Raw genomic sequence first — 26,240 nt, 5'->3', positions numbered from 1 at the left:
GGCGACCATGAACGATTACACCATCGACGCCGCACTGGCCGCCGCGCAGCCGGCGAGCGGAGGTGATCATGTCTGAGCGAGTCATGACTGATCGGGAAAAGTTCGAGGCGTGGGTTTCGGAGTACAGGAAAGGGAAGCCATATTGGTCATCGGCTCGCGAAGAAATCCTATGGGACTGTTGGCAAGCCTCCCGCCGGGGCGCGCTGGAGGAAGCGGCAATAGTCTGCGATGAAATGGCAGACGGATGGAATCAGACTGCGCAAGGCGCTTCCGACGGGCGTTACGATTTTATGGCGGAAGCTGGCGATCAGTGCAGCGACGAAATCCGCGCCCTCGCCAACGGAGACAAATTGTGAGCGAAAACAGCAAAATCGAATGGACCGATCACACGTTCAACCCGTGGATCGGTTGCAGCCGCGTATCGCCCGGATGCGACAACTGCTATGCGGCCGTCAGCACGCCTGCACGCACGATGCATGTTGCGTGGGGAGCGACCGAAGCCAGGCATCGCACCGGTGCGAGCAACTGGGCAACGCCGAAGATTTGGAATGGCGGCCACGATGCGTTCTTCGCCAAACACGGCCGGCGCCAGCGCGTGTTCTGCGCATCACTCGCTGACGTGTTCGATAACGCCGTCGATCCGGCGTGGCGTCGCGATCTGTTCGACCTGATCGAGCTCACGCCGAACCTCAACTGGCTGCTTCTCACGAAGCGCATCGGAAACGTCTTCGAAATGGTCGCACGGGCGAGGTCGCACGACTGGCTCGCCGGGCGCGACAACGTCTGGCTCGGCGCGACGGTCGTCAATCAGGAAGAGGCCGACCGCGATATCCCCAAGCTTCTCGCCGTGCCGGCGCGCGTCCGGTTTCTGTCGATGGAGCCGTTGCTCGGCCCCGTCAGCTTCGAAGGAATCTTTGCCAGCGACGACGTTCGCGACGGAACGAACGCGCTCGAAGCGTTGGACTGGGTGATCGTCGGCGGCGAAAGCGGCACCGACGCGCGGCCTATGCATCCGGACTGGGCTCGCGATATCCGCGACCAGTGCGAGCAAGTCGGCACGCCGTTTTTCTTCAAACAGTGGGGAGAGTGGGTGCCCATGATGGGTCATACCGAAGGCGTCTCAGTCAAAGGCCCGAAGTTCACTAATCCAGACGGGACGATCATGGGCCGGGCAGGCAAAAAAGCCGCCGGACGCCATCTCGATGGCCGCAAACACGAAGAATTTCCCGCATGACCGAAGCCGCGCAACAGATACTGGAACTGACAAGCAAGCTGTGGGAGGTCGAATGGCAGCGCAACTGATACCGCTCCGCACCTGGGCAGAGACCCTGTTCGGAGAGCACGTGCCTCATAGGCACACGCTTCGCAACTGGGTCAACGGAGGCAAGATCCGTCCCATGCCTATCAAGGTAGGACGCTCCTATTTCTGTCGGCCGGATGCCAAGTATGTCGACCCTATCGCCGACGAGATCAACAGGATGACAAATGGCAGCAAGGCGGCGTAAGGCGGATCGCCGGGGATGGCCGCCGAATCTCTACAAGAATTCGGCGGGCTACTACTGGTTCAAAAATCCAGCGGACGGCAAGACGTTCGGGCTCGGGCGCGACTTCCGACTCGCGTCGGCCAAGGTGCGCACGGCCAACGCAGAACTGCTGCGCCGCAAAGGCGATGTATCGCTGCTCCAGCGCATCGACGGGGACGACATTTCCCTGCGCGCATGGTGCGATGCGTATGAAGCGGCGCGGGCATCAATGAATAAGCACACCCTTGGCGGCATCAAGGCGGCGCTGAATGCAGTCCGGAAGATGGATTTTTCGGTGCACTCGGTCGGCAAGGTCACGCCGAAGCAGATTGCCGACGCCTTGAAATTGGCGACCGAGGAGCGCGGCACCTCATCTGCAGCGAAACTTCGCGGCGTCTTGCTGGACGTTTTCCGTGAGGCCATCCAGCACGGGCACGTGGAAGTCGGTAAAAATCCGGTGGATGCGGTGTTCAAGCCTGAAGTCACCATCACCCGCTCGCGCCTGACGCTGGACGAATATCGGCTGATTTATGCACAGGCGGCGAAGAATCCCGCAACGCGGTGGATTGCCAACGCGATGGAGTTGGCTCTCGTCAGTGGTCAGCGCCGGGAGGACATCGGCAAGATGCGCTTCGATGACGTCAAGGACGGGTTCCTGATGGTCGAGCAATCGAAGGGAAAAGAGGGGCAACGGGCGAAGCTCAGAATCCCTGTTTCCCTGCGGCTGGATGCGCTTGGCGTGAGCCTGGAGGAGGTCATCCGGCGGTGCCGCGATAACGTCATCAGCAAGCACATGGTTCATCTCGTGCTGAAGACCAGTGCGGCGTCTCCAGGAGATACGCCGCACCTGCAGTACATCAGCGGGATGTTCGCAAAAATGCGGGACGCCGCGAAAATTTCCGTCGAGGCAGGAAGAACTCCTGCGACGTTCCACGAGTTGCGTTCGCTCGCGGCACGCTTGTACGGCGAGCAGTACGGAGCGGAATTCGCCCAGGCGTTGCTCGGTCACAAGTCGGCTGAAATGACCGCGCTTTACCGTGATTCGCGCGGTCGGGAGTGGACGGAAATCAAGCTTCAGACCGGTTGAATTTTGGATAGATTTTGGAAATGTTTTGGACGATTGGATTTTTTAGGTTTTTTAAAAATCGGCGGAAAGCCTTACTGGGCATCGCTCCAAAGCCTTCCGCCAGTCGCCCAATTTTCTCGCTTTACATCCGTGAGGATAATGTCCACCGAATTCGGTTCGACGTTCAGCGACTCGCAGGTCGCCTTGGTGATGGCTTCGACGAACTGGCGTTTCTGTTCCAGCGTACGGCCTTCGAAGAGTTCGATATGAAACGTGGGCATGGTGGGGATTCCGTTTGAAAAGAGCGGTGAAGCAAAGGCCTTGAACCGAATGAAGGCTGAAGGCCGCGAATTCAATGTCTGAAATTCAATGCCGGTAAGAACGGTCGATCCGGTCGAGCTTGCGCAGCAACGCGGGCCATTCGATCGCACCTTCGATCGCGCCGCCGTCGTACAGCTGCGCCGCCGTGCGCGTGGCGACCGCTGCGTCCGGCACCACGAGATCTTTTCCGCAGGCCTGCGCGTGCAACTGGATTTCGCAGGCCTTGATCAAGGTCGCCATCAGTACATAGGCTTCGGCGACCGTGCGGCCGGCGGTCAGCGTGCCGTGATTGCGCAACAGCATGGCGGGTTTATCGGCGAGGTTGGCGACGAGACGCTCGCCCTCGGCCGGCGAGAACGAGAGACCTTCGTAGTCGTGATACGCGAGGTGGCCGTGAAAACGCAGCGCGTGTTGCGACGCGGGCAGCAAGCCGCCGGGTTGCGCGGACACGGCCACGCCCGCCGTGTTGTGCAGATGCATCACGCAGAACGCGTCCGCGCGCGCCGCGTGCACGGCCGCATGCAGCGCGAAGCCGGTCGCGTTCACCGGATGTTCGCTCTCGCCGACGATGTTGCCGTCGATATCGATCTTCACGAGATTCGACGCACACACTTCGTCGAAGGCAAGCCCGAACGGGTTGATGAGAAAGTGACCGGGTTCGCCGGGCACGCTGGCCGAGATATGCGTGTAGACCAGATCGTCCCAGCCGTTGAGCGCGGCGAGCCGATAGGCGGCGGCCAGATCGACGCGGGCCTGGCGCTCGGCGTCGGACTGCGGTCCCGTCTCGGCGATGCGGCCGGCGGGTGTGTGGGTGAAGGACATATCGGGTTCCTGTTCCTAGCCGATGCCGCGCAGCGGCGGCCGGTTGGCGTTAGCGGCGTCGGCCCGGCTCGATGCGGCGCGGTGCCGGACCCATTGCACGCTCCACGATGCGAGCACGAACGGCGCGGTCATCGCTGGCCAGCCGAGATAACTCGCGCCGGTCTGCAGCACGATCGAGACGCCGACACCGGCAAGCGTCGCGACAGCGCCGCAGTCGGCCAGTGCGATCGCGGTCAGCGCGCCGTTGAATCCTAACAGGCCGGCGTCGAGCGAGCTGGCCGACGCGCCGAGCAGCACGTGCCCCGCACAGCCCAACGCAGTCCCTGCGAACGCCCACAGCGCGGATTGGCGCGATGCCCCCGCGATGCCGATCAAAACGAGCAGACCCGGCAACGCGCCGGGCACGAAGAAGATCTGGCCGAAACCGCCCAGCACGCCGTTCACCCATTGCATCCATTCGAACGGTTGCGCGGCCACGCCCGCCGCCGACGACGCGGCGCTTGCCGTGGTCAGCAACGGCAGCCAGAGCCAAGTGGCGATCAGATAAGGGCTCGAAAAAACGCTCAGGCCGTTCGCGCGCAAGCGGCGCGACCACGGATCCAGAAACCACACGGTGAGCGTCGCGGAGAGAATCGCCACGGCGGCGGCGGTCGCATCGTCGGCGATGAAGTGGAAGGCGGCGAGGCCCGCGAGTGCGCCGTTGAAACCGTGCAGGCCGTCGCGTGTGTCGGCATCGCGCGCGTGGGCGGTGCGCGTGTTGACGTCGCGATAGCCGGTGAGCATTGCGCTCACGTTGGCCGCGATCGCGCCGATCAGCGCCGCGCACGCGAGCCGTGGTTCCGCCAGCAGCAGCGCGGCGATGATGCACGCGCCGGTGAACGCGTTCGGCTGCAGCACGATCTGGCCGACACTGCGCAACAGCGTGCGCAAGGCGGTGGATTCAGCTTTGGTCGTGACGGCGTGCATGGCGGGTGGAATGTAGGCGAAATGAAAAGAATCGACGGCGTGCACGACACGAACGCGTGCAGGCGCCGGGCGCGAGCCAGATCGTAAAACGGAACAACGGCGAATCGCGAGCATAGGCCAGCCGCGTGGCTTATGGCATCGCCGGACGTTGATAGTGGCTATTTGCGACAGGCGGCGACAGGCGGCGACAGACGGCGGCGCGAAAGTTTTCGCGCTACGATGAAACGTGAAGCGCGCGAAGAAGAACCCGCACGTCGCGCACGTCGCGCACGTCGCGCAGATCGCGCGATGCAAAGCAATGCAACGCCATGTCACGAGGAGACGGACAATGCGTGAATTACGGTGGGTGTCGGAAGAGGGCGAGGGCATCGAGCATCTGACATTCGATGCGCGGGACGACGGCTTCGCGGTGGAAAGCGTGGTGGTCGGCCAACGCTACGGCAAAGCTTACGGATTGCACTACACGGTCCAGGCCGATGCGCAATGGCACACGCGCCATGCGTGGCTGAAGATCGCCGGCGGCGCGGAACTGGAATTGCATGGCGATGGCCAGGGCCACTGGCGTGACGGCCACGGCCGCGAGTTGAGCGCGCTCGACGGTTGCATCGACATCGATATCGCTGCTACGCCGTATACGAACACGTTGCCGATCCGCCGCCTGCAACTTGCCGAAGGTCAGCGCGAACCCATTTCGGTCGCGTACATTTCGACGCCGGATCTGCAGGTCACGCGTGCGGAGCAGGCGTATTCGTGCATCGCGTTGAACAGCGTGTATCGCTACGAAGGTATCTTCCGCGATTTCACCGCGGAGCTGACCGTCGACGAAGACGGGCTCGTGATCGACTACCCGACGTTGTTCACTCGGCTGCCGCGCGAGCGTTGAATGCGGTGAACGCCGTGACATCGGCAGGGTCGGCAGCGGCGTCATGACGCGCGACGAAGGCTTCGATGCCCGCCGCGATACGCCGAGGGTCGCGCAGCACGACCCAATGGCCCGCGTCGATCTCGGTGCGTTCATACGCGCCGAGCCAACTCTCCAGCCCGAGCGATAAAGCGGGACCGACATACCGGTCGCGCATCGGCACGATGAACTGCACCGGCGCGTGGGCGTGACGCGAACGCGGCCGCAACAGCCTGTCGATGAAATTCGCGCGATACAGATTCAGACCGTTCAGCGCATTACGCAGTTGTGCCGGATCGCGTTCCGGACGCACGCGTTCGGTGATGCGCAGCCATAGCGGCCAAAGACGTGCGCCGCCTGCGCGCCAGACGACTTCCGGCAGCAAGGGCAGATGGAAAAAGAAGATGTACCAGGATTTGAGCGTCTGCTTCAAGCCGCTGCCGAACGGGCGCTTCGACGCTTCGTTGCCGTTATCGCCACCGCGATCGCCTGCGCCGCGCAGCCCCAGCGACGCGTGATCGAGACACGGCCCCGAGATCGACGTATACGACGCGATCCGGCCTTTGAAAGCCGGGTCCGTCACTGCCTCCCAACATTGGATCGATCCCCAGTCGTGTCCGACCAGATGAAACGCACGCGTGCCGCAGGTCGCATCCGCGACCGCGGCGAGATCGGCGGCGAGACGTTCGAGCCGGTAGGCACGACGCGTAGCCGGCGCATCGGAAGCGCCGGCGCCGCGCACGTCGTAGGTAATCACGCGATAGCGCGCATCCAGTTGCGCGCGCACCGGTTCCCACACCGTGGCGGAGTCGGGGTAGCCGTGCACCAGCACGACCGGCGGCGCATCGCGCGGTCCGCTCACGTAGACCGCGAGCCGCACGTCGCCGGCATCCACCGACAGCGCGTCGCGTATCACGCGGCCGCCTGCACGCCGCGTCGCGCGGCCTTGCGGGTGGCCGGCGCGTCGGCATTGGCGGCGTCGACGGCGGCCACCAGTCCGTCGATACGCGCCAGTTGGGCGCGATTGTCGTGATCCCACGGATGGAAGCCGGGTCGGAAAAAGCTCAGCCATTCGCCGGCGATACGCGGGAACACGCCATGGCGCGGACCGTACAGATATTTGACGACGCGCCACATGCCACGCAGATGGCCGCCGCGTTTGCGATCGGCGATCAGCAGACGCACGTGGTAATCGAACACGATCAGCCAGAACGTCAGCGTGGTGGCGAGCATGGTGCCGGTGCGCAACAAATAGCGGCCCAGGCCCGGCTTGAGCACGGCATTCCACACGTCGTACGAAACCGACTTGTGTTCGGTTTCTTCCAGCGCGTGCCACGTCCACATCTGCGTGTAGCCTTCCACCGAACCGCCGACGCGCGTCGCGTCTTCCAGCAGCAGGCCCGCGAGCATCGCCGTGTAGTGTTCGAGACACACGGTCACCGCGAGCTGGTACGAATGCGGCAGGATCTTGCGGCCGAAATTGAGGATCGCCCACAGCCGCTTGTCGAGCTTGTGCGCGGGCAGTCCGGCTTCCTGCAACAGATCGTTGTATTCGATGTGCTCGCGCGTATGCATGGCCTCCTGGCCGATGAACCCGAGCACCTGCTTCTTCAGCACCGGGTCGTCGATCTGGTCGCGGTAGTTGCGCACGCTGTCCATGAAGAAGCGCTCGCCGGCCGGGAACAGCAGCGACAGCGCGTTGAAGAAGTGTGTCACATGCGAGCCCTGGATATGCCAGTCGCACGCACGTTCCTGCGGCAGGTTGAAACGGAGGTCGCGGCGGACCGGCATCATGACCTTTCTCCTTGGGGTTCCAGATGTTTTTGCGCGGCGCGGCGCGCGCGCCGTTCGGCCAGCCGCTTCATGCGGCGCGCCTGCAGGACGACCAGCGCCTGGTAGGCGGCCGGCAAGGTGCGGGCGAGCCAGTCGGCGGCGCGCGCGTCGCGGCCGATCAGCACGCGGCGTCTGTTCCGGCGCACGCCGTCGAGAATCACGCGCGCGGCTTCGTCGGGCGTGGTGATGAAGAACTTCTCGAAGTCGTCCTTGCCTTGCTGTTCGTTCTCCAGCATGAAGCCGACCATGTTCGACGAGATCCGGCTCGACTGCGCGATGCCGGTATGAATGCCGCCGGGATGCACGCAGGTGGCCGACACGCCGCACTTCATCAGATCGAGTTCCTGACGCAGCGATTCGGTGAAGCCGCGCACCGCGAACTTGGTGGCGTTGTAGCCGCTCATGCCGGGCTGCGCGAACAGGCCGAACACGCTCGACGTATTCACGATGTGGCCTTCGCCCGAGGCCTTGATATACGGCAGAAACGCTTTCGTGCCGTGCACCACGCCCCAGAAGTTGATGCCGACGATCCATTCGAGGTCGGCGTAGTCCATGCCTTCGATCGTGCTCGACAGCGCGACGCCCGCGTTGTTGAACACGAGGTTCACGCGCCGATGCTGCTCGGCCGTTTCCGCGGCCCAGTCGAACATCGCGGCGCGATCCGCGACGTCGAGCACGCGCGTGGTGATGCGCAGCGGCGCGCCGACGATCTGCGGCGCGGCGGCCTGCGCGAGTTGCGCCGTTTCGGCGAGACTGGTCGCATTGCGATCGGCCAGCGCCAGATGGCAGCCTTCGCGCGCCAGCTGGATCGCGAGCGAGCGGCCCATTCCCGAGCCCGCGCCGGTAATGGCGGCCACTCGGTCGGTGAAGTTCTTCATTGGCTTATCTCCATGTACGGGTTGCGGCTCGCGCATCGACTGGCGTGATGGACGGATCGACGATGTCGACGATATCAACGGGACGAGCGCAGCGTGTCGTTATGTGATTCAGGTCGCTTCCGCCGATGCCGATGCCGCGCCGACACCACTGCGTCCATACCCCGCCGCCGGCGTCGAACTCGACGGCACGCCGCTCGCCGGCGCGTAAGCGACGTAGTCGTCCATGCTGAAGGTGCGGGTGGCCTGGCGGAACTTGTATGCAAAGCCCGGCCATAGCGTGGTGTTCCTGCCGGTCTTCGGGTCGAGATACCAGCTCTTGCAGCCGCCGGTCGACCAGATCGCGCGGCCGAGCTTCTGCTGGATGCGCTCGTTGTACGCGCGCTCGATGTGCGGACGCACCTCGATCGCGGCGGCGCGCTCGGTGTTCATGGTCTGCAGCGCGCGCAGGATGTACTCGACCTGCGACTCGATCATGAACACCATCGAGTTGTGACCGAGCCCCGTGTTCGGACCGACCACCATGAAGAAGTTCGGATAGCCGGGCAGCGTGGTGCCCAGATACGCATGCGCGCCGTCGCGCCACGTATCGACGATATCGACGCCGCCGCGTCCGCGCACCACTCCCGGCGGAAACGGATCGGCGACCTGGAAGCCGGTGCCGAGGATCAGACAGTCGACCGGATGACGCGCGCCGTCGGTGGTGATCACCGCGTCTTCCTCGATGCGCGCGATGCCGGTCGTGGTCACCGCGACGTTCTCGCGCGACAGCGCGGGGAAGTAGTCGTTGGAGATGAGCACCCGCTTGCAGCCCATCGTGTAGTCCGGCGTCAGGGTGGCGCGCAGTTGCGGGTCAGGCACCTGGCGGCGCAGATGCCGCTCGGCGACTTTCTGCGCGGTCTTCATCAGCGACGGATGGATCGCGAAGCCGAACGCGCGCGATTCGAGCATGCAGTAAAGCGCCGAGCGCATGATCTTCTGCGTGAACGGCAGATGTTTGAAGAGCCATTGTTCGAGCGGCTTCACCGGACGATCGGCCTTCGGCATGATCCACGGCGGCGTGCGCTGGAACAGTTCCAGATGCGCGACGCGCGGCGCGATCTGCGGCACGAACTGGATCGCGCTCGCACCCGTGCCGATCACCGCGACGCGTTTGCCGTCGAGCGGATAGCCGTGGTCCCATTGCTGCGAGTGAAAGGTCTTGCCGCGAAACGTCGCGAGGCCGGGAATGTCGGGGATGGCCGCGCGCGACAGGCCACCCATCCCCGAGATCAGCACGCGCGCGGACCAGTGCTGGCCGTTCGCGAACGTGAGGTGCCAGCGGTGGCGGGTTTCGTCGTAGACCGCGCTGGCGAGTTCGTGGTCGAAGCGCAGATGCCGCTGGATGCCGAAACGCTGCGTGCACGCTTCGAGGTACGCGCGGATTTCCGGCTGGCGCGCGAACATGCGCGTCCAGTGAGGATTCGGGGCGAACGAGAACGAATAGACGTGCGACTGGACATCGCACGCGCAGCCGGGATAGTGGTTGTCGCGCCAGGTGCCGCCGACGGACGACGCCTTCTCGGCAATGATGAAATCCGTCAAACCCGACTGGCGCAGACGGATCGCCATGCCGAGCCCGGCGAACCCCGAGCCGATGATGGCGATGTCGGTCTCGACCGGTGCGGACGCGGCCTCGGCGGCGTCGTGGGGCAACGTGCGTGCGTTCATCCGATCCGTCTCCTTTTTTACCGTCTTAACTGTTACATTTAGTGATGTAACAATAGTGGCTGGTAATGGATGACGCAAGAAGGCGGTTAGATGACAGGCTCTAGGAATCCAGCGGATACGCCGCCCCAATGCCAGCGGGGCCGCACCTGGTGAGGTGCGGCCCCGCTGTGGACTTCGCTTTTGTAGTTTGCCGCGGACTTCGCCGCGGACTTCGCCTTGAACTTACTTCCCGGCCAGCGCGGCGGTGACCGCCGGGTTCTGCCAGACGGCATCCTTCACGGTGATTTTCTGCGGGATCAGATGCGCGCCGTAGAACGCATCGGCGACACCCTGCTGCGAGCGCACGATCTCGTCGGTGACGACGCTCGTGCCATACGGATAGCGACGCACCCAGGTTTCGACCAGCTTCGGGTCGAGGCCGACCTTCGGCGCGATCAGCGCGGCGGTTTCCACCGGATGCGCGTTCACCCACAAACCGGTACTGCGTAGCTGGCTGAGAATCGCGCCGATCACGTCGGCGTGTTGTCGCGCGAAGTCGGGCGTCGCCTCGTAGAAGTTGTACGGACTGGCGAGCCCCGCGTAGTCCACCAGCGTGCGCGCCTTCAGCGCCTGCTGCGCGGCCGCGTAGTACGGGTCCCAGATCACCCATGCGTCGACGCTGCCGCTTTCGAACGCGGCGCGCGCGTCGGCCGGTGCGAGATAGACGGGCCGAATGTCTTCGTAACGCAGACCGGCTTTCTTCAGCGCCTCGAGCAGCAGGTAGTTCGAGCTCGAACCTTTCTGCAGCGCGACGCGTTTGCCCTTCAGATCCACGACCGCGCGCAGCGGCGAATCGCTTTTCACGAGAATCGCCTCGGCGTGTTCGCTCGACGGCTCCGCGCCGACATACACGAAACGCACGCCGCCAGCCTGCGCAAAAACCGGCGGCGGCGCGCCGGTATAGCCGAAGTCGACGCTATTCGCGTTCAGCGCTTCGAGCAACTGCGGCCCCGCCGGAAATTCGAACCACTTGATGGTGTAGCCGAACGGCTTGAGACGCTCGTCGAGCGAGCCTTGCGCCTTGAGGATCGCGAGCAGACCCGACTTCTGATAGCCGATGCGCAGCACTTTGGCGGCGTCGTTCGCGTTGCCCGGCTGCGCGGGCTGCGTCGATTGCGCGGTGGCGTTGAAGGCGGCGAATGCCGTCAGCAAAGCGGCGGTGATGGGAAGCGAAAAGCGGGGTTGACGGGCCATCCGGTGGATCTCCATTGCGTGCGGCGTGTTTCTGTTCGAGTGCGGGAATCGTCGCATGGACGGTCCGTCGTTCAAACCAAGCAATGGAGATTTGGATATGACGCGCGCGGCGGGCGCTTTGTGCGTTTTGCGTTTTGTGCGGGTCCGCGCGGCGAGCGTTCGACTGAAGGGCTAGGACTTCTTCGGCGTGGCTTTGTTCGACGTGACCGGTTCGGACGCGGTCGCTTTCGCGTCGGCCGGGTGGCCGAGTTTCTTTTCCATGATCGCCGCGACGCGGTCGCCGAGATAGTCTCCGGACGCTTCCTCGAGTGCGCGGTTCATCTCGCTTTCCACCAGCACCATCGCGAGCGGCCGGACGCGCCAGATCGCGTCGACCAGCGCGGGCACGTCGGCGGGCGGCGGCAACGCATCGGCATCGTAGCGGTCCAGTTGATGCACGACCAGATCCACCAGCGCCTTCGCCACCGCCTGGAAATGCGGCCGCGCGATGCCGACGGCGTCGAGCAGATCGGCGAGCGGAATGCCTTCCTTCGCCATGGTCGCGCCGGCGGCGAGCGCCGTGGGGTTGCCGGATACGAAGGAGAGGCCGTGCCGCTCCAGCAAACCGAGATCGACCGCCTTGCCGAGCGCGCTCGGCGTGGCCTTGTCGCCGAACATCTGCAGCAGTTCGATCAGCGAGTATTTCTTCGGACGCTCGCGCGACCAGCGGCCGCCGATCGCGGTTTCGAGCCCGAGGATGGAACGCAGATCGTGGCCTTCGTCGACGGCCATGATCAGGTCCTGGATGTTGGCGAGCGTATAGCCGCGCGTCAGCAGGTGATTGATCAGCTTCAGACGCGATACGTGCGTGTCGTCGTACACGCCGACCCGGCCGCGTTTTTCCGGCGGCGCGAGCAGGCCGCGGTCCTGATACGCACGCACGTTGCGCACGGTGGTATCGGTGACGCGCGCGAGTTCGTCGACGGTGTATTCGTTACGCGGCGCCGGGTTGGGCGCGGCATCGGCGGACGAGGGCGGGGCGGAGGGCGGATTGGGCATGCGCGGATTTTAACGCGGATGCCCGCGCCGCCGACAGTGCGTTGCGTGCGCCGCCGAGTCCAGGCTGGCGCCGACGGTTTTTTAGCCGCGTCCTTGCGCGACGTCGTCCGGTATCGACGTATCGCCCGCGCCGAGGCGCCGCTGCATCAGCGTGGTGTCGAGCCAGCGGCCGTGCTTGAAGCCGACCGCCTTCAACGTGCCGGTCAATTCGAAACCCAGTTGCGTATGCAACGAAAGCGAACCGCCGCTGCCGCCATCCGCGATCACGGCGACCATCTGCCGCCACGGTCCCGTTTCGCAGCGCGCGATCAACGCTTCGAGCAGCACGCGGCCGAGGCCCCGGCCACGATACGCATCGCCGACGTAGATCGAATCCTCGATGGTGTTGCGGTACGCGGCGCGCGGCCGGTACGGCGTCGCGTAGCAATAGCCGGCGACGTCGCCGTCGATCTCGGCCACCATGTAGGGCAGGCCGTGGCTGCGCACCGAGGCGAGCCGCGCGCGCAGATCGTCGACGGAAGGCGGGACCTCCTCGAACGAGGCGACGCCGGTCAGCACGTGGTGCGCGTAGATGGCCTGGATCGCGGGCAGATCGGCTTCGGTGGCGTCGCGGATCAGCGGGACGCCTGACGGTGGCGTGGCGGCTGCGTCGGCATCGGCATCGGCATCGGCGGAAATGGAAGGCGTGGCGCGGGTGGTGCTCATACGTGTTCCTGTCGTGGACGTTGAATCGGAATACGTTTGACTATGCCCGCGGCACGCGCGAATTTGAAGTAGGTCAAAAATCGCGACGGCTTATTGCGGTTATGGGCGTGGCGATAAGTGGAAGGCTAAATGGCGGGCCAGGTGCGGTAGTGATGCGGGAGCGGACGCGATGCCGGCATAGCGGACGGCGAGCGTGTTGAACTACGCGTTCGCACACTACCGCGCGCGGACCGGTTCGATACGGAACGCGCGCGCGGCTCGGCGAATCGTGCGCGTCAGTTGTGCGAGTACGTATCCGGCTGCTTGACGTGCGCGCGACGACGCTTCGCGTGCTGGCTCTTGTGCTTCGGCGCGGCCTTGGGCTGCGTGGACGCGCGATGTTCGCCGCCGGACGGCAGCGAGCTCTGGCCTTCGCCGAAGTTAAAGGTCTGCGAGGTCTGGGCGTACGCGCCGGCGGACAGTGTCAATGCGGCGGCGGCAAGGCAAAGCGATAACTTCATGAATCCTCCTTCGGAACGAGCCGCAGAGGATACCTGCTTTTACGGGGCGAGTTGGCGAGGCCGCGCTTCGACGTACGCAGGCATCGAAGCATCGACGTCCCTTTGCCATGCTCTCAAAGATCGAACTGATCGAACTCGCTTTGCAGTTCCCGGTTGCGCGCCACGCGCTCGTCGACGCCCGAGCCGAGCCGTTCGACCACCGCCGAGATCAGCAGGTTGAACAGACACGTCAGCGGCGCGAGCGAGTCCCAGAACTGGCCGACGTCGGTCTTCACCTGCAGCAGATCGCCGTTGAAGTCGCGCGCCCATGGGCAGTAGATGTCGGTAACGAGCGCGAACGGCAGGCCGCGCCGCGTGGCCGCCTCGCAGTAGCGGCGCGCGACCTTCGAATACGCGCGCGTGTCGGTGACGATCAGATATGGCGACCTGAAATCGGAGTTCAGCGAATCGACGTACGAACCCGACATGCCGTCCGAGTAGAACACGCGCGGGCGCAGGTATTCGAGGTAGCTGTAAAACGCGTTGCCGATACCACGCGTGGATTGAATGCCGAGAATGTAGACGGCGTCGGCGGTCGCGATGCGCTCGGCGACGCGCGCGAAGACCGGCGTGTGCGCGAGCTGATACACGTGCTGGATCGCGCCGAGTTCGAGTTCGAGCGAATGGGCGAGGGCCGCGTCCGGCAGTGCGGGGCTGTCCGTGGGCGGCGCGTTGTCGTCATGCTGGCCGGCGCCGCGGCGGAATGCGTCGAGCCGGTCGGTGATCAGCCACGGACGCTCCTGCGCGCCACGCAGCTCGCGCTTCAGGTCGTCGAGATTCTGGTAGCCGATGCTGCGCAGAAAGCGTCCGACCGAAATGCCGCTCGTGCCGGCTTGTTGCGCGATCTGATCGGCGGTTTCGAGGCCGAGGCGGTCGAGATTGGCCAGCATGTAGCTGGCGACGCGTTTCGAGGTGGGTGTGAGTTCGGCAAAGCGGGCTTCGACGGTTTGAGCAAAAGCGGTCGGCATCGTATTCGCGGCGCGAGGCGGTGGTGGATCGATCGGCGAGATGATGACATAGACGACGCGTGGCGGCTTCGCGCGTTGCCGGGTTGCGGGGATCGTTGATCCGCGCTATCCGCCGTGGCTGCGACGCAAAGCGAAGACGCGGAGGCTAGGCTGAGGCCGCAAAGCGGCAAAGCGGCAAACCGGCAAACCGGCAAACCGGCAAACCGGCAAACCGGCAAACCGGCAAACCGGCAAACGCGTCAAGCCGCCGGCCGTACCGGTGCGGTCCGAGCGAAATGCCGCGCACCCGCCACGCACCCCACCACGATCACGGTGACGAGAATCATCGACAGCGGGACCTGTTCGTGCAGCAGCAAGCCCGCCAGCACCAGGCCGAAGAACGGCTGCAACAACTGCAACTGCCCGACTCCGGCGATCCCGCCGAGCGCGAGGCCGCGATACCAGAACACGAAGCCGATCAGCATGCTGAACAGCGACACATACCCGAGACTCCATAACGCCGCGTGGCTGACGCCGTCGAACGAAGCAGGCCAGCGCCACCACGTGAGCGGCACCATCAGCGGCAACGACAGCACCAGCGCCCACGAAATCACCTGCCAGCCACCGAGGCGGCGCGACAGACGCGCGCCTTCGGCGTAGCCCAGCCCGCAGGCGACGATCGCGGCCAGCATCAGCGCATCGCCAAGCGGCGACGCGTCGATGCCATGGCGCAACGCGAACGCGACGACCGCGCTGCTGCCAAGCGCGGAGAACAGCCAGAACGCCGGTTGCGGGCGCTCGCCGCCGCGCAGCACGCCGAAGATCGCGGTGGCGACCGGCAGCAAACCGACGAACACCACCGCATGCGCCGCATTGACATGACGCAGCGCCAGCGCCGTCAGCAGCGGAAAACCGACCACCACGCCGAGCGCGACGATCACGAGCGGCAGCAGATCGCGCCGCGCCGGACGCGCCTCGCGAAACGCCAGCAACAGCAGCAGACCGAGCGTGCCGGCGATCGTCGCGCGCGCGACGGTCAGAAACACCGGGTCGAGACCTTGCACGGCGATGCGCGTGGCCGGCAGCGAGCCGCTGAAAATCAGCACCCCGATCAGGCCGCTCAGCCAGCCGTTGGTCGTCTTGTCCATCGTGTGAGTCCTGCAAAGGCAAATAGAGCGGATAGCATCCGCTTTCGCGCATAAAACGGTAAGCTACGGATCAGTACAATTCATACAAACTGTACCTATCACGGAGCAGTACAGATGGCGGAAAGTGACACTCACCGTATGAGTTCCGGCACGCGTGTCGGCACGGTCATGGACAGTCTGCGTGAACGCATCGCCAGCCGCGCGCTGATGCCGGGCGCACGCGTGCCGTCCATTCGCGTGATGACCGACGCGCTCGGCGTGTCGAAGTCGACGGTCGTGGAAGCGTACGACCGGCTGGTCGCGGAGGGCACGATCGTCGCGCGGCGCGGTTCGGGGTTCTTCGTGTCGGGCCATGCGCCGCCGCTCGCGCTCGCCGATCTCGGGCCGCGCCTCGATCGCGAGGTCGATCCACTCTGGCTCACGCGCCAGTCGCTGCAAGCGGACGAGAAGGTCCTCAAGCCCGGTTGCGGCTGGATGCCGCCGTCGTGGCTACCGGAAGACGGCGTGCGCCGCGCGTTGCGGGCCGTCGCGCGCGATCCGCAGGCGCCGCTTGCCGAGTACGCGAGTCCCTACGGTTTGCCGGCGCTGCGCCAGCAACTCGCGTGGCGGCTTTCGCAGCATGGCGTCGACGCGCCGCCCGAGCAGATTCTGCTGACCGACGGCGGCACGCATGCCCTCGATCTGGTGTGCCGGTTCCTGCTCGAACCGGGCGACACCGTGCTGATCGACGACCCCTGCTATTTCAACTTTCAGGCGTTGTTGCGCGCGCATCGGGCGCGCATCGTCGGCGTGCCGTATACGCCCAACGGTCCGGATCTGGCGGCGTTCGAGCGGGCGCTCGTCGAACACCGGCCGCGTCTGTATGTGACCAACTCCGCGGTCCACAACCCGACCGGCGCGACGCTGGCGCCGGCCGTCGCGCATCGCTTGCTGAAGCTGGCGGGCGAACACGATCTGCTGATCGTCGAGGACGACATCTTCGCCGACTTCGAGGACGAAGCCGCGCCCCGGCTCGCCGCGTTCGACGGGCTCGCGCGCGTGGTGTCGATCGGCAGCTTTTCGAAGACGCTGTCGGCGGCAACGCGCTGCGGCTACATCGCCGCGCGCCCCGAGTGGATCGAGCCGCTGATCGATCTGAAGCTGGCTACCTCGTTCGGCAATAGCCAGCTCACCGCGAGCGTCGTGCATCGCATGCTTGTGGACGGCACGTATCGGCGTCATCTGGAATCGATGCGCGCGAAGCTGGCCGACGCGATGGGCGAGACGATCCGGCGGCTCGGTTACGCGGGCCTCGATATCTGGACGCGGCCGCGCGCCGGCATCTTCGTGTGGGCGCGCTTGCCCGGTTCGCTGGATGCCGCCGAGGTCGCGCGTCACGCGCTGGAAAGCGGCGTGGTGTTCGCGCCGGGCAATGTGTTCAGCGCGTCGCAGACGGCGGCCGGATTCCTGCGCTTCAACGTATCGCAATGCAACCGGCCGAAGGTCTACGAGGCGTTGCAGCGCGCCATGGAGGTAGCCGCTTCGGCGCAACGGCAGGCCTGACGCCGTTCGCTAGCGGCGCATCACTTGCACAGCAGCAGCAGCCGCTCCTGATCCGTGCACGACGAGCGCGGTTTCTGCACCGCCTGCGCCGCCGCCGCGTTCATCGCCGCGCTCTTGTTGACGAGGCACGCGCGCAGATGTTTTTCGACCGGCGAGTAATACTTCCAGCCGCGCACGAGCGTCGGTAGTTCGAGCTTCACCTGCTTCCATTTGGGATGCCCGTGTTCCTGCAGGTTGTCGAAATTCGCGCACAGCGAATCGGCAAACCTGTCGAGGTTCACGACGGTGTCGCGCAGACCGTAGTCGTAAGTGACGAGGAACGCCTTCACGGTCAGCGCGGGCACGTCTTCCTTGATCCAGGTCGGATAGCTGGATGCGCGGATGGTCGTCGGGAAGTAGGTCTGTTTGGCGCGCGCGGTTTCAGGCGCGGCCGGATCGGCCCGCAACATGCGAAGCTGTTGCAGCAGCTCCGGGTTCATGTCGTTGAAGAGTTTCGCCGGCTGGCCGACCACGATGATCGCCACGTCCACCTTCTTGACGATCAACGCGGCCAGCGCGTCTTCGTTGCTCAGGTGCTGCACGTTCTGCTCGGGAATCGTTTGGCCGAACATCAGGTGATAGAGCGTGGTGGCCGATTGCGCGGTGCCGCTGCCGAGCAGGCCGACGCTGATGCTTTTGTCCTTGATGTCGGCGAGCGTTTTCATCGGCGAATCCGCACGCACCACGACGTTAATTTCCTCGTCGTAGAGCGGCATGATGAGACGCAACGGTCGAATCGCGGTGCCGGCGTCGGCGTTGCCCGCGTTAGCCATGTCGATGTACGCCTGGTACACGTCGGATTGCACCAGCGCGAGCTTCACGCCGGGTTCGAAGCGCATGCGCTGCACGTTTTCCGCCGAGCCCTTCGAGGCCATCACTTCGAGGTCGATGCCCACCGGCTGCGCGACCCATTTCGCCAGATCCTGACCGATCTGGATATAGGTGCCCCGTTCCGGACCGGTGACGATCTTGTAATGCGCGGGCTCCGCGCAAACCAGAATCGATGTGGCCAGCAGCGCTAGCCCGAGGCATCCCGCCAGAAGTCGCTTGAGCATGGTCTCTCTACCTATCGGTTCAGGTTTGTGCCGCTCTGTGTGTTGCGCTATGTAACGTTCTTTGCCGCCGCCGCCGCGCGCGCCGAGGTGGCCCGCGAGACGGTTCGCCTCCTCATGATCGCCGTGCTGCGCGGGCGCACTCCGTCTGTTGCCGCTCAAATACGGTTCGAACGTTCTTCGAATGCCGTTTCACGCACGCGCGATCGGACGCACGCCTGGTCAGGCACGCCTATCGTTCGGCATCCGTACGATTAATCACTGCGTCGTCGCCGCGGCTGCGTGCGAATTGAGCGGCGCCCAGCCAGTCTCGCGAATCACGCGTGCGAGGATGTTCCTCGCGGTCTCGTTGCCGGTATCGATGGTGAGCGCTTCGTTCGCATGCTGACGCGCGCATGGCCATGCCTGCTGCGCGACGCAGGTTTGCGCGGCCTGCAACGCGGCGTCGCGGCGCGCGCTCAGCGGCCGTAGTTCGGTGGCGAGGTTTTGCGCGTCGGCGTTATTGGGTTGCAGCGTTTGCGCGGCGCCGAGATCGGCTTGCGCCGCGGACAGATCGTTCGCACGGAACGCGAGCCGCGCGGCCTGCAACGCTTGCGCGGCGTCGCGGAATTGCGGCGTCGCGGGTTTGACCGGCACGGCGGCGGCCGGTGGCTGAATGGGCGTCGTGGGGTAGAGCTGGGCGGGTTTCGTGCTGGCCTGCGTGCCCGGTGTGATGGCCGCGCTCTGACTCGCCGGATGAGCCGGCGTGTAGAGCGCGATCGTGCCGGTCGTGGTGCGCGCGTCCTGCGTCGCGTCGCTGCCTTGATCGCCGTTGCCGTTTTGCGAATCGCGATTGTCGCCGAACAGCGCATAGCCGCCCGCGACCAGGCCGAATACGACAAGCGCGGCGACGATGATCAGCGTCATCTTCCGGTTCGGCATCGCCGTGCCGCGTTTCGCCGCGGGCAACTCGCCGGTTTCGGGGGCCGGCGCAGGCGACCCGCCGATGGGCGCCGCGTGCAGCGCGGCTTCACTGGATAACGCGTCGCCGGCTTCGGCGGCGCTCGCGGCCGGCTCCGCCGTATCCATCGCCGCCGGATGGCTGCCTGCTAGCGCCGCTTTATTCGTCGCGCTCGCACGGCTGCCGGGAATCACCGCCCGCTTGTGGGGGCCGCCTTCGAGCGGATGCACGGCGCCGCAATACGGGCAATAGTCGACTTGCCGGTACAGCGCGCCGCCGCACCGCTTGCACGGTGTGGGGAAGCTGTGGCCGGTGATGGTCTGGGTGGCCATGCGGTGGACCCATCTGTGGAAAACGATGCCGTTACGGCATGTTCCGGATCGCATTGAAGCGGCAGCGAGGTCCGCGGAAATCACGATCCACATGCGCTGGGGATGTCTAGCGACGCAAGCCGACGCTTGCGGTGCCGCTGCTCGCAATATGTGGCGTTTTAATTAGCGAGTCAATCGACGTTCGTACCTATCGTGTGTGCGCTAGCGAACATTTGTAGGTACGACGAAATACCCTGCGATGGGTGCCGATCGACGCGCATGTGCTCAGGACGATCGGCCGTGCATTTTTTTCACGCGAGGCGTGCCGATGTGTTCAATGCTTGCGCAGCGGATGATCCTTCAGCAACCAGGCCAGCACGAACGCCAGCACCACCACGCAAGCGGCCGACAGATACACCGTATGCAACGCGCCGGCGAACGCCTGCAGATAATCGTCGCGCAATGTCTGAGGTAACTGATGAATTGCACCGGGCCCGAGCGCATGCGGCAACTCGGTGTTGGGCGGAATCAGTTTTTCGAGTCGCGCGGCGAGACCGTTCGAGAACACGGCGCCGAAACCGGCCACGCCGATCGAACCACCGATCGAGCGGAACAGGGTCGCGCCCGACGTGGCCACGCCCATGTGCCGGAACTCGACCGTGTTCTGCACGGCGAGAATCAGCACCTGCATCACCATGCCGAGACCGAAACCGAGAATGCCCATGTACACATACATCACATGAATGGGCGTATCGATCTGCAGACGCGCGAGCAACACCATCGCGACCGCGACGAACGACGTGCCGATGATCGGGAATATCCGGTACTTGCCGATACGGCTGATGAGACGGCCCGTGACGATCGACATCACGAACAGGCCGCCCATCATCGGCAGCATCTGCATGCCGGCCTGCGTGGGCGTCGAGCCTTTCACGACCTGCAGATAGAGCGGCAGGAACGTGACCGAACCGAACAGCGACACGCCGATGATGAAGCCGATCAGACTGCTCAGCACGAAGGTGCGCTGCTTGAAGAGTTCGAGCGGCATGATCGGTTCGACCGCGCTGCGCTCTTCGTGGATGAACCCCCAGATGCACACCAGCCCGATGCCCAGCGTGAACCACAGTTGCGGCGACGACCACGGCAGGATCGTGCCGCCCTGGCTCGTGAACAGGATGATGCAGGTGAGTGCGCCGGCAAGAAACGCGGCGCCCATGTAGTCGATGACGTGCTTCACATGGCGCACGTGCGGCTTGAACACCGCGCCGATCACGACCAGCGAGACGATGCCGAGCGGCAGGTTGATGTAGAAAATCCAGCGCCATGACAGATGCTCGACGAGAAAGCCGCCGAGCAGGGGACCGACCACGGTGGCGAGCCCGAACACGCCGCCGAACATGCCCTGATAGCGGCCGCGTTCGGCCGGCGGAATTACATCGGCGATGGCCGCCATGGTCACGACCAGCAGACCGCCGCCGCCGAGACCTTGCAGCGCGCGCAGGATGATCAGCTGGGTCAGGTTTTGCGCGACGCCGCACAACGCCGAGCCGGCCAGAAACACGATGATTGCCGTCTGCAGCACGATCTTGCGGCCGAACAGGTCGCCGAATTTGCCGTACAGCGGCACGACGATGGTCGAGCTGAGCAGGTAGGCGGTCACCACCCACGACAGATTGCTGAGCCCGCCCAGCTCGCCGACGATGGTCGGCAGCGCTGTCGAGACGATGGTCTGATCGAGCGCGGCGAGCAGCATCACCAGCAGCAGCGCCGCGAACAGCAGGCGGACCGGCGGATGGTTGTTCGCGGGCGTGCTCACCGGCGCGTCAGGCTGCGTCAGGTCCGCCGGTTCTAGCGTGGTCGGATGTTCCATGGGGAGGTCGCATTGAAATTAATTAATTCGGAGATTAATATATGCGACATCGTAGCGAACGTCAAATTGAATGTCATGGCAAGGAATTCGTCGGTGAAGCAGGGCCTGAAAGCAGAAGTGCAGGCGGTCGAGGCGACGGCGCCCGCGCCCGCGCCCGCCCGGCGTCCGGGCCGTCCGTCCGGCGCCGCGCGCGGGCCCGAGCAGCGCAACCGGCTGATCGACGCCGCGCTGGAGTTGTTCTCGCGCCAGGGCATCGGCGACACCACGCTTGGCGAGATCGCGCGCGAGGCCGGTTTCACGCCGGCGATGATGCATTACTACTTCAAGACGCGTGATCAACTCCTCGACGTGCTGATCGACGAACGCTTCGCGCAGCTGCGCAGCGGGCTGGGTGTGCCGTTCATCGAAAACCCCGACGATCCCGTGGCCGCCATCACGCAACTCGTGCGGCGTATCGTGCAGGCGGCGACCGAGCATCCGTGGTTTCCGTCGCTGTGGGTGCGCGAGGTGATCAGCGACAACGGCGTGTTGCGGCAGCGCATGCAGGAGCGCTTCGGCAACCTGCATCAGAAGACGGCGCTCGGGGCCATTGCGCGCTGGCAGGCCGAAGGGCGGCTCAACGCGCAACTGGAGCCCGCGCTCGCGTTTGTCACGCTACTCGGGTTGACGCTGCTGCCGCTGGCGGCATCGAAGATGTGGCGCAACGATCCGCTGCGCAGCGGCATCGGCGGCGAGGAGATCGCGCGGCATGCGGTCGCGCTGCTGACGCAGGGGCTGGGGCCGAAGCGGGGCGCGTGAGCTCGCGCGCGCATGGTCGTCACGTCACGTCACGTCACGTCACGTCACGTCACGTCGTGCTTCGGCGCGGCACGCTACGTGCTACCTATCCGGCAGGCATGAACGACACACGCGGAACCACGCGCTGTCGGCATCGCGAAAGAATCGAATAGGGAACGGGCGTCGCGCGTAAAGCGGCTTGCGCAAGCGGGAATGTGCGGGCATCGCGGCGACGCGTCGGAAGTCGGCATCGGTCGTCGCAGCGGGGCGTCGAAAGCCGGTTTTTCATTGGCGTGCAATTTTGGCGCGTTACCGTGCGCGCGAGCGAAGCCTGAGTCGGCATTCTGTAATCGTCGGCGCAATGCAACTCGACGCATGAAATCGAGTCGGAAACCATGAACAGCGACATCGCAGCCGCGAGAATCGGCGGCACGCAGCAAAACGATACATTGGCCACGTCGGAAGGCCTAACCGGTTTTATAGAGCAACAACAGACAATGAACGGAGCATTGAGACTCGATCAGGCCACGATCGTGCTCGTCGAGGACGACCCGGACAGCCGGGAGTCGTTGACCCTGTTACTCGAAGCGGAAGGCGCGCAGGTCTGCGCCGTCGCGGATGCGGAAGAAGGTGTCGAGGCAGCGGTGCGCTTGCTGCCCGATGCCGTGGTGTGCGATCTCGATCTGCCGGCCATGGACGGTTTCTATCTGATCCAGCGGTTGCGCGAACACGAGATTCGCGGCGATCACGCGCCGTCGGTGGCGGTGGCGCTCACAGGTCACACCGACGAAGCCTATCGTCTGCGCAGTATCGGCGAAGGTTTCCAGCACTTCATGACCAAACCCGCCTTACCCGAAGATCTCGTGACCTTGCTGCACGACGCGATCGACGCCCGCGCGGCGGGTTGAGTTCGCGGCTCGCGGTGGTTAAGGTTAAGCGGTGATGGGTTAGCGCGATTAGCGTGCGGTAGCGGGCGCGGCGTTTGCCGTTGCCTCTGCCGCAGCCGTTGCCGCCTGGCATGCGGCACACAATCCCTTCAATTCGATGTCGTCGCTGGCGAGCCGATAACCCGCGTCTTCGATCTGCGCGACGAGCGCCTGACGCAACTTCGGCTGATGCAGTTCGGTGACGTTGCCGCATTGCTGGCAGACCACCAGAATGCCGTGCTGACAATGCGTGAGATCGTGGCACACGGTGAACGCATTGATCGATTCGATCCGATGCACGAGCCCGGCACTCTGCAGAAAATCCAGCGCGCGATACACGGTGGGCGGCGCGGAGCCGGGATGAATCTGGCGCATCTCGTCGAGCAGCGAATACGCCTTGGTGGCGCGGCCGGAGTTCAGCAGCAGTTCCAGCACCTTGCGGCGGATCGGCGTGAGTTTTTCGCCGCGCTCGCGGCAGTAATCTTCCGCCAGCGTGAGGGCGGCTTCGTGCGAAGCGCCATGCGCATGGTCGTGATCATGCTCATGCGCATTGTCATGGGCATGCGTGGCGGAGTTGGAGGCCTTGATGGCGGACGCGGGCTTGGCGGTCTTCATGAGGCGATTATAAAGGTCATCACGCGGCGTCGTGACCGCAAGAGGCGCCGCGCGCCGAGCAATACCTTCCCGATGCGTCAGGTCAGCGGAAAATCCACATACTTCTTGAAACCGGTGCGCGTGCTCAGCCGCGAGTACCAGCGCTCCAGATTCGGCAGCGGCGGGCGTTCCACGCCGTCGAGTCCGAACCAGCGTTTCGCGTAGGCGCCGATCACGATGTCGGCAAGTGTGAACTTTTCGCCTTCGAGGAAGAAGCGCGCGTGCAGATGGTTGTCCAGCATGCGCCACAACGCGGTGACGGCGGTGAAGTCGGCGGCGAGTTTGGCGGCATCGCGCTGATCGGCCGGCGTGCGCACGAGCGTCCAGAACACCGGCTTTTCCGTGGGTTGCAGCGTGGACAGCGACCAGTCCAGCCAGCGGTCGATGCTTGCGCGCAACTTCGGCTCGGCCGGATAGAGCAGGCTCGCTTCGCCGTATTGCAGCACCAGATAGCGCAGGATCGCATTCGATTCCCACAGCACGAAGTCGTCGTCGACCAGCGTCGGAATCTTGCCGGTCGGGTTCATCGCGAGGTAGTCGGGTTCGTTGTTGCGGCCGAATTGCAGGCCCGCGTCGATGCGCTCATATGGCAGCACCAGTTCGTCGCAACACCACAAGACTTTTTGCACGTTGACGGAATTGGTGCGTCCCCAGATCGTAATCATCCGGTCAATCCTTTTCATGACGGTTGGCAAGCCGCGCCGGGCGCGCGGCGTTCAGCCGGTAACGATACACGATGCGCATACCTTTGCGGGCTTGAAAGCGCGCAAGACGCTCGGGACGCGCCACCGGCGAGTCATCGGCGTTGCGTACAATGGGCGCACCCGAACCCGACGAGACACCGCATGGCCCGCATTGTCCCCGACGACTGGAAGAGCCTCGCCGCCACCGGCGCGGCGGCCCGCGAACGCGAAACGCTCGCGTTGCTCGAAACGGCGCTGCCCGACGACTACACCGTCTATCACGGCGTGCACTGGACGCGGCTGAACCAGCACTTCTCGGTATTCGGCGAGGCCGACTTCGTGATCGTCAGTCCGGCCGGGCGCGTGATGATCGTCGAACAGAAGACCGGCTTTCTGCGCGAAACGCCGAAAGGGCTCGTCAAGGTGCATCTGCAAACGGAGCGCAACGTGGCGATCGCGCTCGCGCACACGGTCGAGGGATTGCATCGGCGGCTCACCGCGGCGTTCGGCGCGGGCACCTATTTCGTCGAGGAACTGCTGTACTGCCCGGATCATGTGGTGAAAGATGCGGCGATCGCCGGCGTGAATCCCACGCGTATTGTCGATGCAACCCGTCGCGACAGGCTCGCGGCGGTGATTCGCGAGGCGCTGCCGGCCGACGAAACGCGCCTTGCCTGTGCGCCGAAAATCCACCACTTCCTCGCCGACGAACTCGCGCTCACGCCCGACGCGAGTGCACTGGTCGGGCAGGCCGGCACGCTCGTCACGCGGCTCGCCGGCGGTCTCGCGACGTGGGCGCGGCGGCTCGACTTCGCGCCGTTCCGCCTGCGTGTGATCGGCACGGCGGGCTCCGGCAAGACCCAGCTCGCGGTGCAGGTGATGAAGGACGCGGTGGCGCGTGGCCAGCGGCCTTTGTACGTGTGCTTCAACCGCCCGCTGGCGGATCACATCGTGCGGGTCGCGCCACCCGAGGCGAAGGTGGCCAACTATCATCAACTGTGCGACTGGATTGCGCGCGACGCGGGCCGCGAGCCGGACTTCCAGACGGGTGACGTGTTCGATCGGCTCGAAGCGATATTCGCCGGCACGCCGATCGACGCGCGTTGGCAATTCGACGTGCTGATCGTCGACGAAGGTCAGGACTTCCAGCAGCCGTGGGTCGCGGCGCTCGAACGTTTGCTGCGCCCAGGCGCGGCGTGGTGGTGGCTCGAAGATCCGCTGCAGAATCTCTACATGCGCGAACCGGTCGCGCTGCCCGGCTGGACCACGCTGAAGGAAACCACCAACTATCGCAGTCCGCGCGACATTCTCGACTACGTGCGCGACGTGGTGGGCGGCTCGGTGCCGGTCGCCGCGTCGCTCGCATCGGGCAGCCCGTTCGACGGCTCCGACATTTCGCTGTCGGTCTACGACGAAGCGCACGCCGTCGAGGGCAGCATCGAAGCGACCAAGCGCGCGATCACGCAGGCGCTGTCGCTCGGCTTTCGCAAGCAGGACATCGTGGTGTTGTCGTTCCGCGGCCGCGAGGGCTCGGCGATGAGCGCGCTCGATCAACTCGGCCCGCACCGGCTGCGCAGCTTCACCGGCAAATACGATCTGTTCGGCAACCCGGAGTACCGCGAGGGCGACGTGCTGTTCGAGTCGATCTATCGCTTCAAGGGGCAGGCGGCGCCGTGCGTGATTTTCACCGAGGTCGACTTCGATACGTTCGACGAGCGGATCGCGCGCAAGCTGTTCGTCGGTGCAACGCGCGCGACGATGAAGCTGATCATGGTCGCGTCGCAGCGCGCCGCGCGGCATTTGCGGTTGCTATAGAAGA

At 64.8% G+C, this 26,240-nt stretch carries 27 protein-coding genes; 9 read left to right on the top strand and 18 right to left on the bottom strand.

What is annotated here, in order from left to right; translation table 11 throughout:
• Positions 1–68 precede the first annotated feature (68 nt).
• The 4 genes from LFL96_RS20900 to LFL96_RS20885 are packed head-to-tail and all read left to right on the top strand — an operon-like array spanning position 69 to position 2,610.
• On the top strand, positions 69–356 hold the full coding sequence (locus LFL96_RS20900) for a hypothetical protein (protein ID WP_281002611.1): 288 nt from the start codon (positions 69–71) through the stop codon (positions 354–356).
• Positions 353–1,234, top strand: coding sequence for a phage Gp37/Gp68 family protein (locus LFL96_RS20895; protein WP_281002610.1), 882 nt, complete (start codon positions 353–355; stop codon positions 1,232–1,234). Before LFL96_RS20900 ends, LFL96_RS20895 begins: the two co-directional genes overlap by 4 nt.
• Before the next feature lie 52 nt (positions 1,235–1,286).
• Positions 1,287–1,505, top strand: coding sequence for an excisionase (locus LFL96_RS20890; protein WP_281002609.1), 219 nt, complete (start codon positions 1,287–1,289; stop codon positions 1,503–1,505).
• Positions 1,486–2,610 (top strand): tyrosine-type recombinase/integrase, encoded by a 1,125-nt coding sequence (locus tag LFL96_RS20885; protein ID WP_281002608.1) that lies wholly within the window; start codon positions 1,486–1,488, stop codon positions 2,608–2,610. The genes LFL96_RS20890 and LFL96_RS20885 overlap by 20 nt, the downstream gene beginning before the upstream one ends.
• Positions 2,611–2,681: 71 nt before the next feature.
• Here the strand turns inward: LFL96_RS20885 and LFL96_RS20880 are convergent, their stop codons facing one another.
• The 3 genes from LFL96_RS20880 to LFL96_RS20870 form a co-directional block, all read right to left on the bottom strand.
• A complete protein-coding gene (locus LFL96_RS20880) occupies positions 2,682–2,870 on the bottom strand; it encodes a 4-oxalocrotonate tautomerase (RefSeq protein ID WP_281002607.1) in 189 nt (62 codons plus the stop codon).
• 85 nt (positions 2,871–2,955) lie between these two features.
• On the bottom strand, positions 2,956–3,732 hold the full coding sequence (locus LFL96_RS20875) for a class II aldolase/adducin family protein (RefSeq protein WP_281002606.1): 777 nt from the start codon (positions 3,730–3,732) through the stop codon (positions 2,956–2,958).
• Between the two features lie 15 nt (positions 3,733–3,747).
• A complete protein-coding gene (locus tag LFL96_RS20870) occupies positions 3,748–4,698 on the bottom strand; it encodes an urea transporter (protein ID WP_281003822.1) in 951 nt (316 codons plus the stop codon).
• Between the two features lie 328 nt (positions 4,699–5,026).
• Here LFL96_RS20870 and LFL96_RS20865 point away from each other — a divergent pair, with 328 nt between their 5' ends.
• A complete protein-coding gene (locus LFL96_RS20865) occupies positions 5,027–5,581 on the top strand; it encodes a putative glycolipid-binding domain-containing protein (protein ID WP_281002605.1) in 555 nt (184 codons plus the stop codon).
• On the opposite strand, the gene LFL96_RS20860 is transcribed toward LFL96_RS20865, so the two are convergent.
• From LFL96_RS20860 to LFL96_RS20815, 10 genes are all read right to left on the bottom strand, one after another.
• Positions 5,556–6,515 (bottom strand): alpha/beta fold hydrolase, encoded by a 960-nt coding sequence (locus LFL96_RS20860; protein ID WP_281002604.1) that lies wholly within the window; start codon positions 6,513–6,515, stop codon positions 5,556–5,558. The two genes, LFL96_RS20865 and LFL96_RS20860, sit on opposite strands and share 26 nt — an antisense overlap.
• Positions 6,512–7,393, bottom strand: coding sequence for a metal-dependent hydrolase (locus LFL96_RS20855; RefSeq protein WP_281002603.1), 882 nt, complete (start codon positions 7,391–7,393; stop codon positions 6,512–6,514). Before LFL96_RS20855 ends, LFL96_RS20860 begins: the two co-directional genes overlap by 4 nt.
• A complete protein-coding gene (locus LFL96_RS20850) occupies positions 7,390–8,310 on the bottom strand; it encodes an SDR family oxidoreductase (RefSeq protein WP_281002602.1) in 921 nt (306 codons plus the stop codon). Before LFL96_RS20850 ends, LFL96_RS20855 begins: the two co-directional genes overlap by 4 nt.
• 108 nt (positions 8,311–8,418) lie before the next feature.
• On the bottom strand, positions 8,419–10,017 hold the full coding sequence (locus tag LFL96_RS20845; RefSeq protein ID WP_281002601.1) for an NAD(P)/FAD-dependent oxidoreductase: 1,599 nt from the start codon (positions 10,015–10,017) through the stop codon (positions 8,419–8,421).
• A 222-nt stretch (positions 10,018–10,239) separates the two neighbouring features.
• Positions 10,240–11,250 carry a sulfonate ABC transporter substrate-binding protein gene (locus tag LFL96_RS20840; protein ID WP_281002600.1) on the bottom strand — a complete coding sequence of 337 codons (1,011 nt, stop codon included), beginning with the start codon at positions 11,248–11,250 and terminating at the stop codon, positions 10,240–10,242.
• 171 nt (positions 11,251–11,421) lie between these two features.
• On the bottom strand, positions 11,422–12,288 hold the full coding sequence (locus LFL96_RS20835) for a MerR family transcriptional regulator (protein ID WP_281002599.1): 867 nt from the start codon (positions 12,286–12,288) through the stop codon (positions 11,422–11,424).
• Positions 12,289–12,369: 81 nt separating this feature from the next.
• Positions 12,370–12,993 carry a GNAT family N-acetyltransferase gene (locus tag LFL96_RS20830; RefSeq protein WP_281002598.1) on the bottom strand — a complete coding sequence of 208 codons (624 nt, stop codon included), beginning with the start codon at positions 12,991–12,993 and terminating at the stop codon, positions 12,370–12,372.
• A gap of 275 nt (positions 12,994–13,268) precedes the next feature.
• Entirely contained in the window at positions 13,269–13,493 is a 225-nt protein-coding gene (locus LFL96_RS20825) for a hypothetical protein (protein ID WP_281002597.1), read from the bottom strand.
• A gap of 113 nt (positions 13,494–13,606) precedes the next feature.
• Positions 13,607–14,500, bottom strand: coding sequence for a MurR/RpiR family transcriptional regulator (locus LFL96_RS20820; RefSeq protein WP_281002596.1), 894 nt, complete (start codon positions 14,498–14,500; stop codon positions 13,607–13,609).
• 239 nt (positions 14,501–14,739) lie between these two features.
• Positions 14,740–15,627, bottom strand: coding sequence for a DMT family transporter (locus LFL96_RS20815; RefSeq protein WP_281002595.1), 888 nt, complete (start codon positions 15,625–15,627; stop codon positions 14,740–14,742).
• A 114-nt stretch (positions 15,628–15,741) separates the two neighbouring features.
• Between LFL96_RS20815 and LFL96_RS20810 the strand changes: the two genes are divergently transcribed.
• A complete protein-coding gene (locus LFL96_RS20810) occupies positions 15,742–17,169 on the top strand; it encodes a PLP-dependent aminotransferase family protein (RefSeq protein WP_281002594.1) in 1,428 nt (475 codons plus the stop codon).
• Positions 17,170–17,189: 20 nt separating this feature from the next.
• Here LFL96_RS20810 and LFL96_RS20805 read toward each other — a convergent pair whose 3' ends face one another.
• The 3 genes from LFL96_RS20805 to LFL96_RS20795 all read right to left on the bottom strand — a co-directional run bounded on the left by LFL96_RS20805 (position 17,190) and on the right by LFL96_RS20795 (position 21,381).
• Positions 17,190–18,263 (bottom strand): TAXI family TRAP transporter solute-binding subunit, encoded by a 1,074-nt coding sequence (locus LFL96_RS20805; RefSeq protein ID WP_281002593.1) that lies wholly within the window; start codon positions 18,261–18,263, stop codon positions 17,190–17,192.
• 255 nt (positions 18,264–18,518) lie between these two features.
• Positions 18,519–19,532: a hypothetical protein gene (locus LFL96_RS20800; protein ID WP_281002592.1), complete on the bottom strand. Its 1,014-nt coding sequence runs from the start codon at positions 19,530–19,532 to the stop codon at positions 18,519–18,521.
• 313 nt (positions 19,533–19,845) lie between these two features.
• Complete coding sequence (locus LFL96_RS20795; RefSeq protein ID WP_281002591.1) at positions 19,846–21,381, bottom strand: MDR family MFS transporter; 1,536 nt, start codon at positions 21,379–21,381, stop codon at positions 19,846–19,848.
• A gap of 75 nt (positions 21,382–21,456) precedes the next feature.
• Here LFL96_RS20795 and LFL96_RS20790 point away from each other — a divergent pair, with 75 nt between their 5' ends.
• Positions 21,457–22,179: a TetR/AcrR family transcriptional regulator gene (locus LFL96_RS20790; RefSeq protein WP_281002590.1), complete on the top strand. Its 723-nt coding sequence runs from the start codon at positions 21,457–21,459 to the stop codon at positions 22,177–22,179.
• A gap of 374 nt (positions 22,180–22,553) precedes the next feature.
• On the top strand, positions 22,554–23,066 hold the full coding sequence (locus tag LFL96_RS20785; RefSeq protein ID WP_281002589.1) for a response regulator: 513 nt from the start codon (positions 22,554–22,556) through the stop codon (positions 23,064–23,066).
• A gap of 48 nt (positions 23,067–23,114) precedes the next feature.
• Here the strand turns inward: LFL96_RS20785 and LFL96_RS20780 are convergent, their stop codons facing one another.
• Complete coding sequence (locus tag LFL96_RS20780) at positions 23,115–23,699, bottom strand: Fur family transcriptional regulator (RefSeq protein ID WP_281002588.1); 585 nt, start codon at positions 23,697–23,699, stop codon at positions 23,115–23,117.
• 77 nt (positions 23,700–23,776) lie between these two features.
• Positions 23,777–24,403 carry a glutathione S-transferase family protein gene (locus LFL96_RS20775; RefSeq protein WP_281002587.1) on the bottom strand — a complete coding sequence of 209 codons (627 nt, stop codon included), beginning with the start codon at positions 24,401–24,403 and terminating at the stop codon, positions 23,777–23,779.
• Between the two features lie 180 nt (positions 24,404–24,583).
• Between LFL96_RS20775 and LFL96_RS20770 the strand changes: the two genes are divergently transcribed.
• Positions 24,584–26,236: an ATP-binding domain-containing protein gene (locus LFL96_RS20770; RefSeq protein WP_281002586.1), complete on the top strand. Its 1,653-nt coding sequence runs from the start codon at positions 24,584–24,586 to the stop codon at positions 26,234–26,236.
• Positions 26,237–26,240 lie beyond the last annotated feature (4 nt).

Source organism: Paraburkholderia sp. D15, from assembly GCF_029910215.1.
GTDB lineage: Bacteria > Pseudomonadota > Gammaproteobacteria > Burkholderiales > Burkholderiaceae > Paraburkholderia.
The sequence above is the reverse complement of the archived record's forward strand: the minus strand, read 5'-3'. Positions and strand labels throughout refer to the sequence as shown.

What these genes read in the sequence shown, in the direction of transcription:
- LFL96_RS20900 (WP_281002611.1), top strand. Translation starts at nt 69, where the DNA reads ATGTCTGAGCGAGTCATGACTGATCGGGAAAAGTTCGAGGCGTGGGTT.
- LFL96_RS20890 (WP_281002609.1), top strand. Translation starts at nt 1,287, where the DNA reads ATGGCAGCGCAACTGATACCGCTCCGCACCTGGGCAGAGACCCTGTTC.
- LFL96_RS20885 (WP_281002608.1), top strand. Translation starts at nt 1,486, where the DNA reads ATGGCAGCAAGGCGGCGTAAGGCGGATCGCCGGGGATGGCCGCCGAAT.
- LFL96_RS20880 (WP_281002607.1), bottom strand. Translation starts at nt 2,870, where the DNA reads ATGCCCACGTTTCATATCGAACTCTTCGAAGGCCGTACGCTGGAACAG.
- LFL96_RS20875 (WP_281002606.1), bottom strand. Translation starts at nt 3,732, where the DNA reads ATGTCCTTCACCCACACACCCGCCGGCCGCATCGCCGAGACGGGACCG.
- LFL96_RS20870 (WP_281003822.1), bottom strand. Translation starts at nt 4,698, where the DNA reads ATGCACGCCGTCACGACCAAAGCTGAATCCACCGCCTTGCGCACGCTG.
- LFL96_RS20865 (WP_281002605.1), top strand. Translation starts at nt 5,027, where the DNA reads ATGCGTGAATTACGGTGGGTGTCGGAAGAGGGCGAGGGCATCGAGCAT.
- LFL96_RS20855 (WP_281002603.1), bottom strand. Translation starts at nt 7,393, where the DNA reads ATGATGCCGGTCCGCCGCGACCTCCGTTTCAACCTGCCGCAGGAACGT.
- LFL96_RS20850 (WP_281002602.1), bottom strand. Translation starts at nt 8,310, where the DNA reads ATGAAGAACTTCACCGACCGAGTGGCCGCCATTACCGGCGCGGGCTCG.
- LFL96_RS20845 (WP_281002601.1), bottom strand. Translation starts at nt 10,017, where the DNA reads ATGAACGCACGCACGTTGCCCCACGACGCCGCCGAGGCCGCGTCCGCA.
- LFL96_RS20840 (WP_281002600.1), bottom strand. Translation starts at nt 11,250, where the DNA reads ATGGCCCGTCAACCCCGCTTTTCGCTTCCCATCACCGCCGCTTTGCTG.
- LFL96_RS20835 (WP_281002599.1), bottom strand. Translation starts at nt 12,288, where the DNA reads ATGCCCAATCCGCCCTCCGCCCCGCCCTCGTCCGCCGATGCCGCGCCC.
- LFL96_RS20830 (WP_281002598.1), bottom strand. Translation starts at nt 12,993, where the DNA reads ATGAGCACCACCCGCGCCACGCCTTCCATTTCCGCCGATGCCGATGCC.
- LFL96_RS20825 (WP_281002597.1), bottom strand. Translation starts at nt 13,493, where the DNA reads ATGAAGTTATCGCTTTGCCTTGCCGCCGCCGCATTGACACTGTCCGCC.
- LFL96_RS20820 (WP_281002596.1), bottom strand. Translation starts at nt 14,500, where the DNA reads ATGCCGACCGCTTTTGCTCAAACCGTCGAAGCCCGCTTTGCCGAACTC.
- LFL96_RS20815 (WP_281002595.1), bottom strand. Translation starts at nt 15,627, where the DNA reads ATGGACAAGACGACCAACGGCTGGCTGAGCGGCCTGATCGGGGTGCTG.
- LFL96_RS20810 (WP_281002594.1), top strand. Translation starts at nt 15,742, where the DNA reads ATGGCGGAAAGTGACACTCACCGTATGAGTTCCGGCACGCGTGTCGGC.
- LFL96_RS20805 (WP_281002593.1), bottom strand. Translation starts at nt 18,263, where the DNA reads ATGCTCAAGCGACTTCTGGCGGGATGCCTCGGGCTAGCGCTGCTGGCC.
- LFL96_RS20800 (WP_281002592.1), bottom strand. Translation starts at nt 19,532, where the DNA reads ATGGCCACCCAGACCATCACCGGCCACAGCTTCCCCACACCGTGCAAG.
- LFL96_RS20795 (WP_281002591.1), bottom strand. Translation starts at nt 21,381, where the DNA reads ATGGAACATCCGACCACGCTAGAACCGGCGGACCTGACGCAGCCTGAC.
- LFL96_RS20790 (WP_281002590.1), top strand. Translation starts at nt 21,457, where the DNA reads ATGGCAAGGAATTCGTCGGTGAAGCAGGGCCTGAAAGCAGAAGTGCAG.
- LFL96_RS20785 (WP_281002589.1), top strand. Translation starts at nt 22,554, where the DNA reads ATGAACAGCGACATCGCAGCCGCGAGAATCGGCGGCACGCAGCAAAAC.
- LFL96_RS20780 (WP_281002588.1), bottom strand. Translation starts at nt 23,699, where the DNA reads ATGAAGACCGCCAAGCCCGCGTCCGCCATCAAGGCCTCCAACTCCGCC.
- LFL96_RS20775 (WP_281002587.1), bottom strand. Translation starts at nt 24,403, where the DNA reads ATGATTACGATCTGGGGACGCACCAATTCCGTCAACGTGCAAAAAGTC.
- LFL96_RS20770 (WP_281002586.1), top strand. Translation starts at nt 24,584, where the DNA reads ATGGCCCGCATTGTCCCCGACGACTGGAAGAGCCTCGCCGCCACCGGC.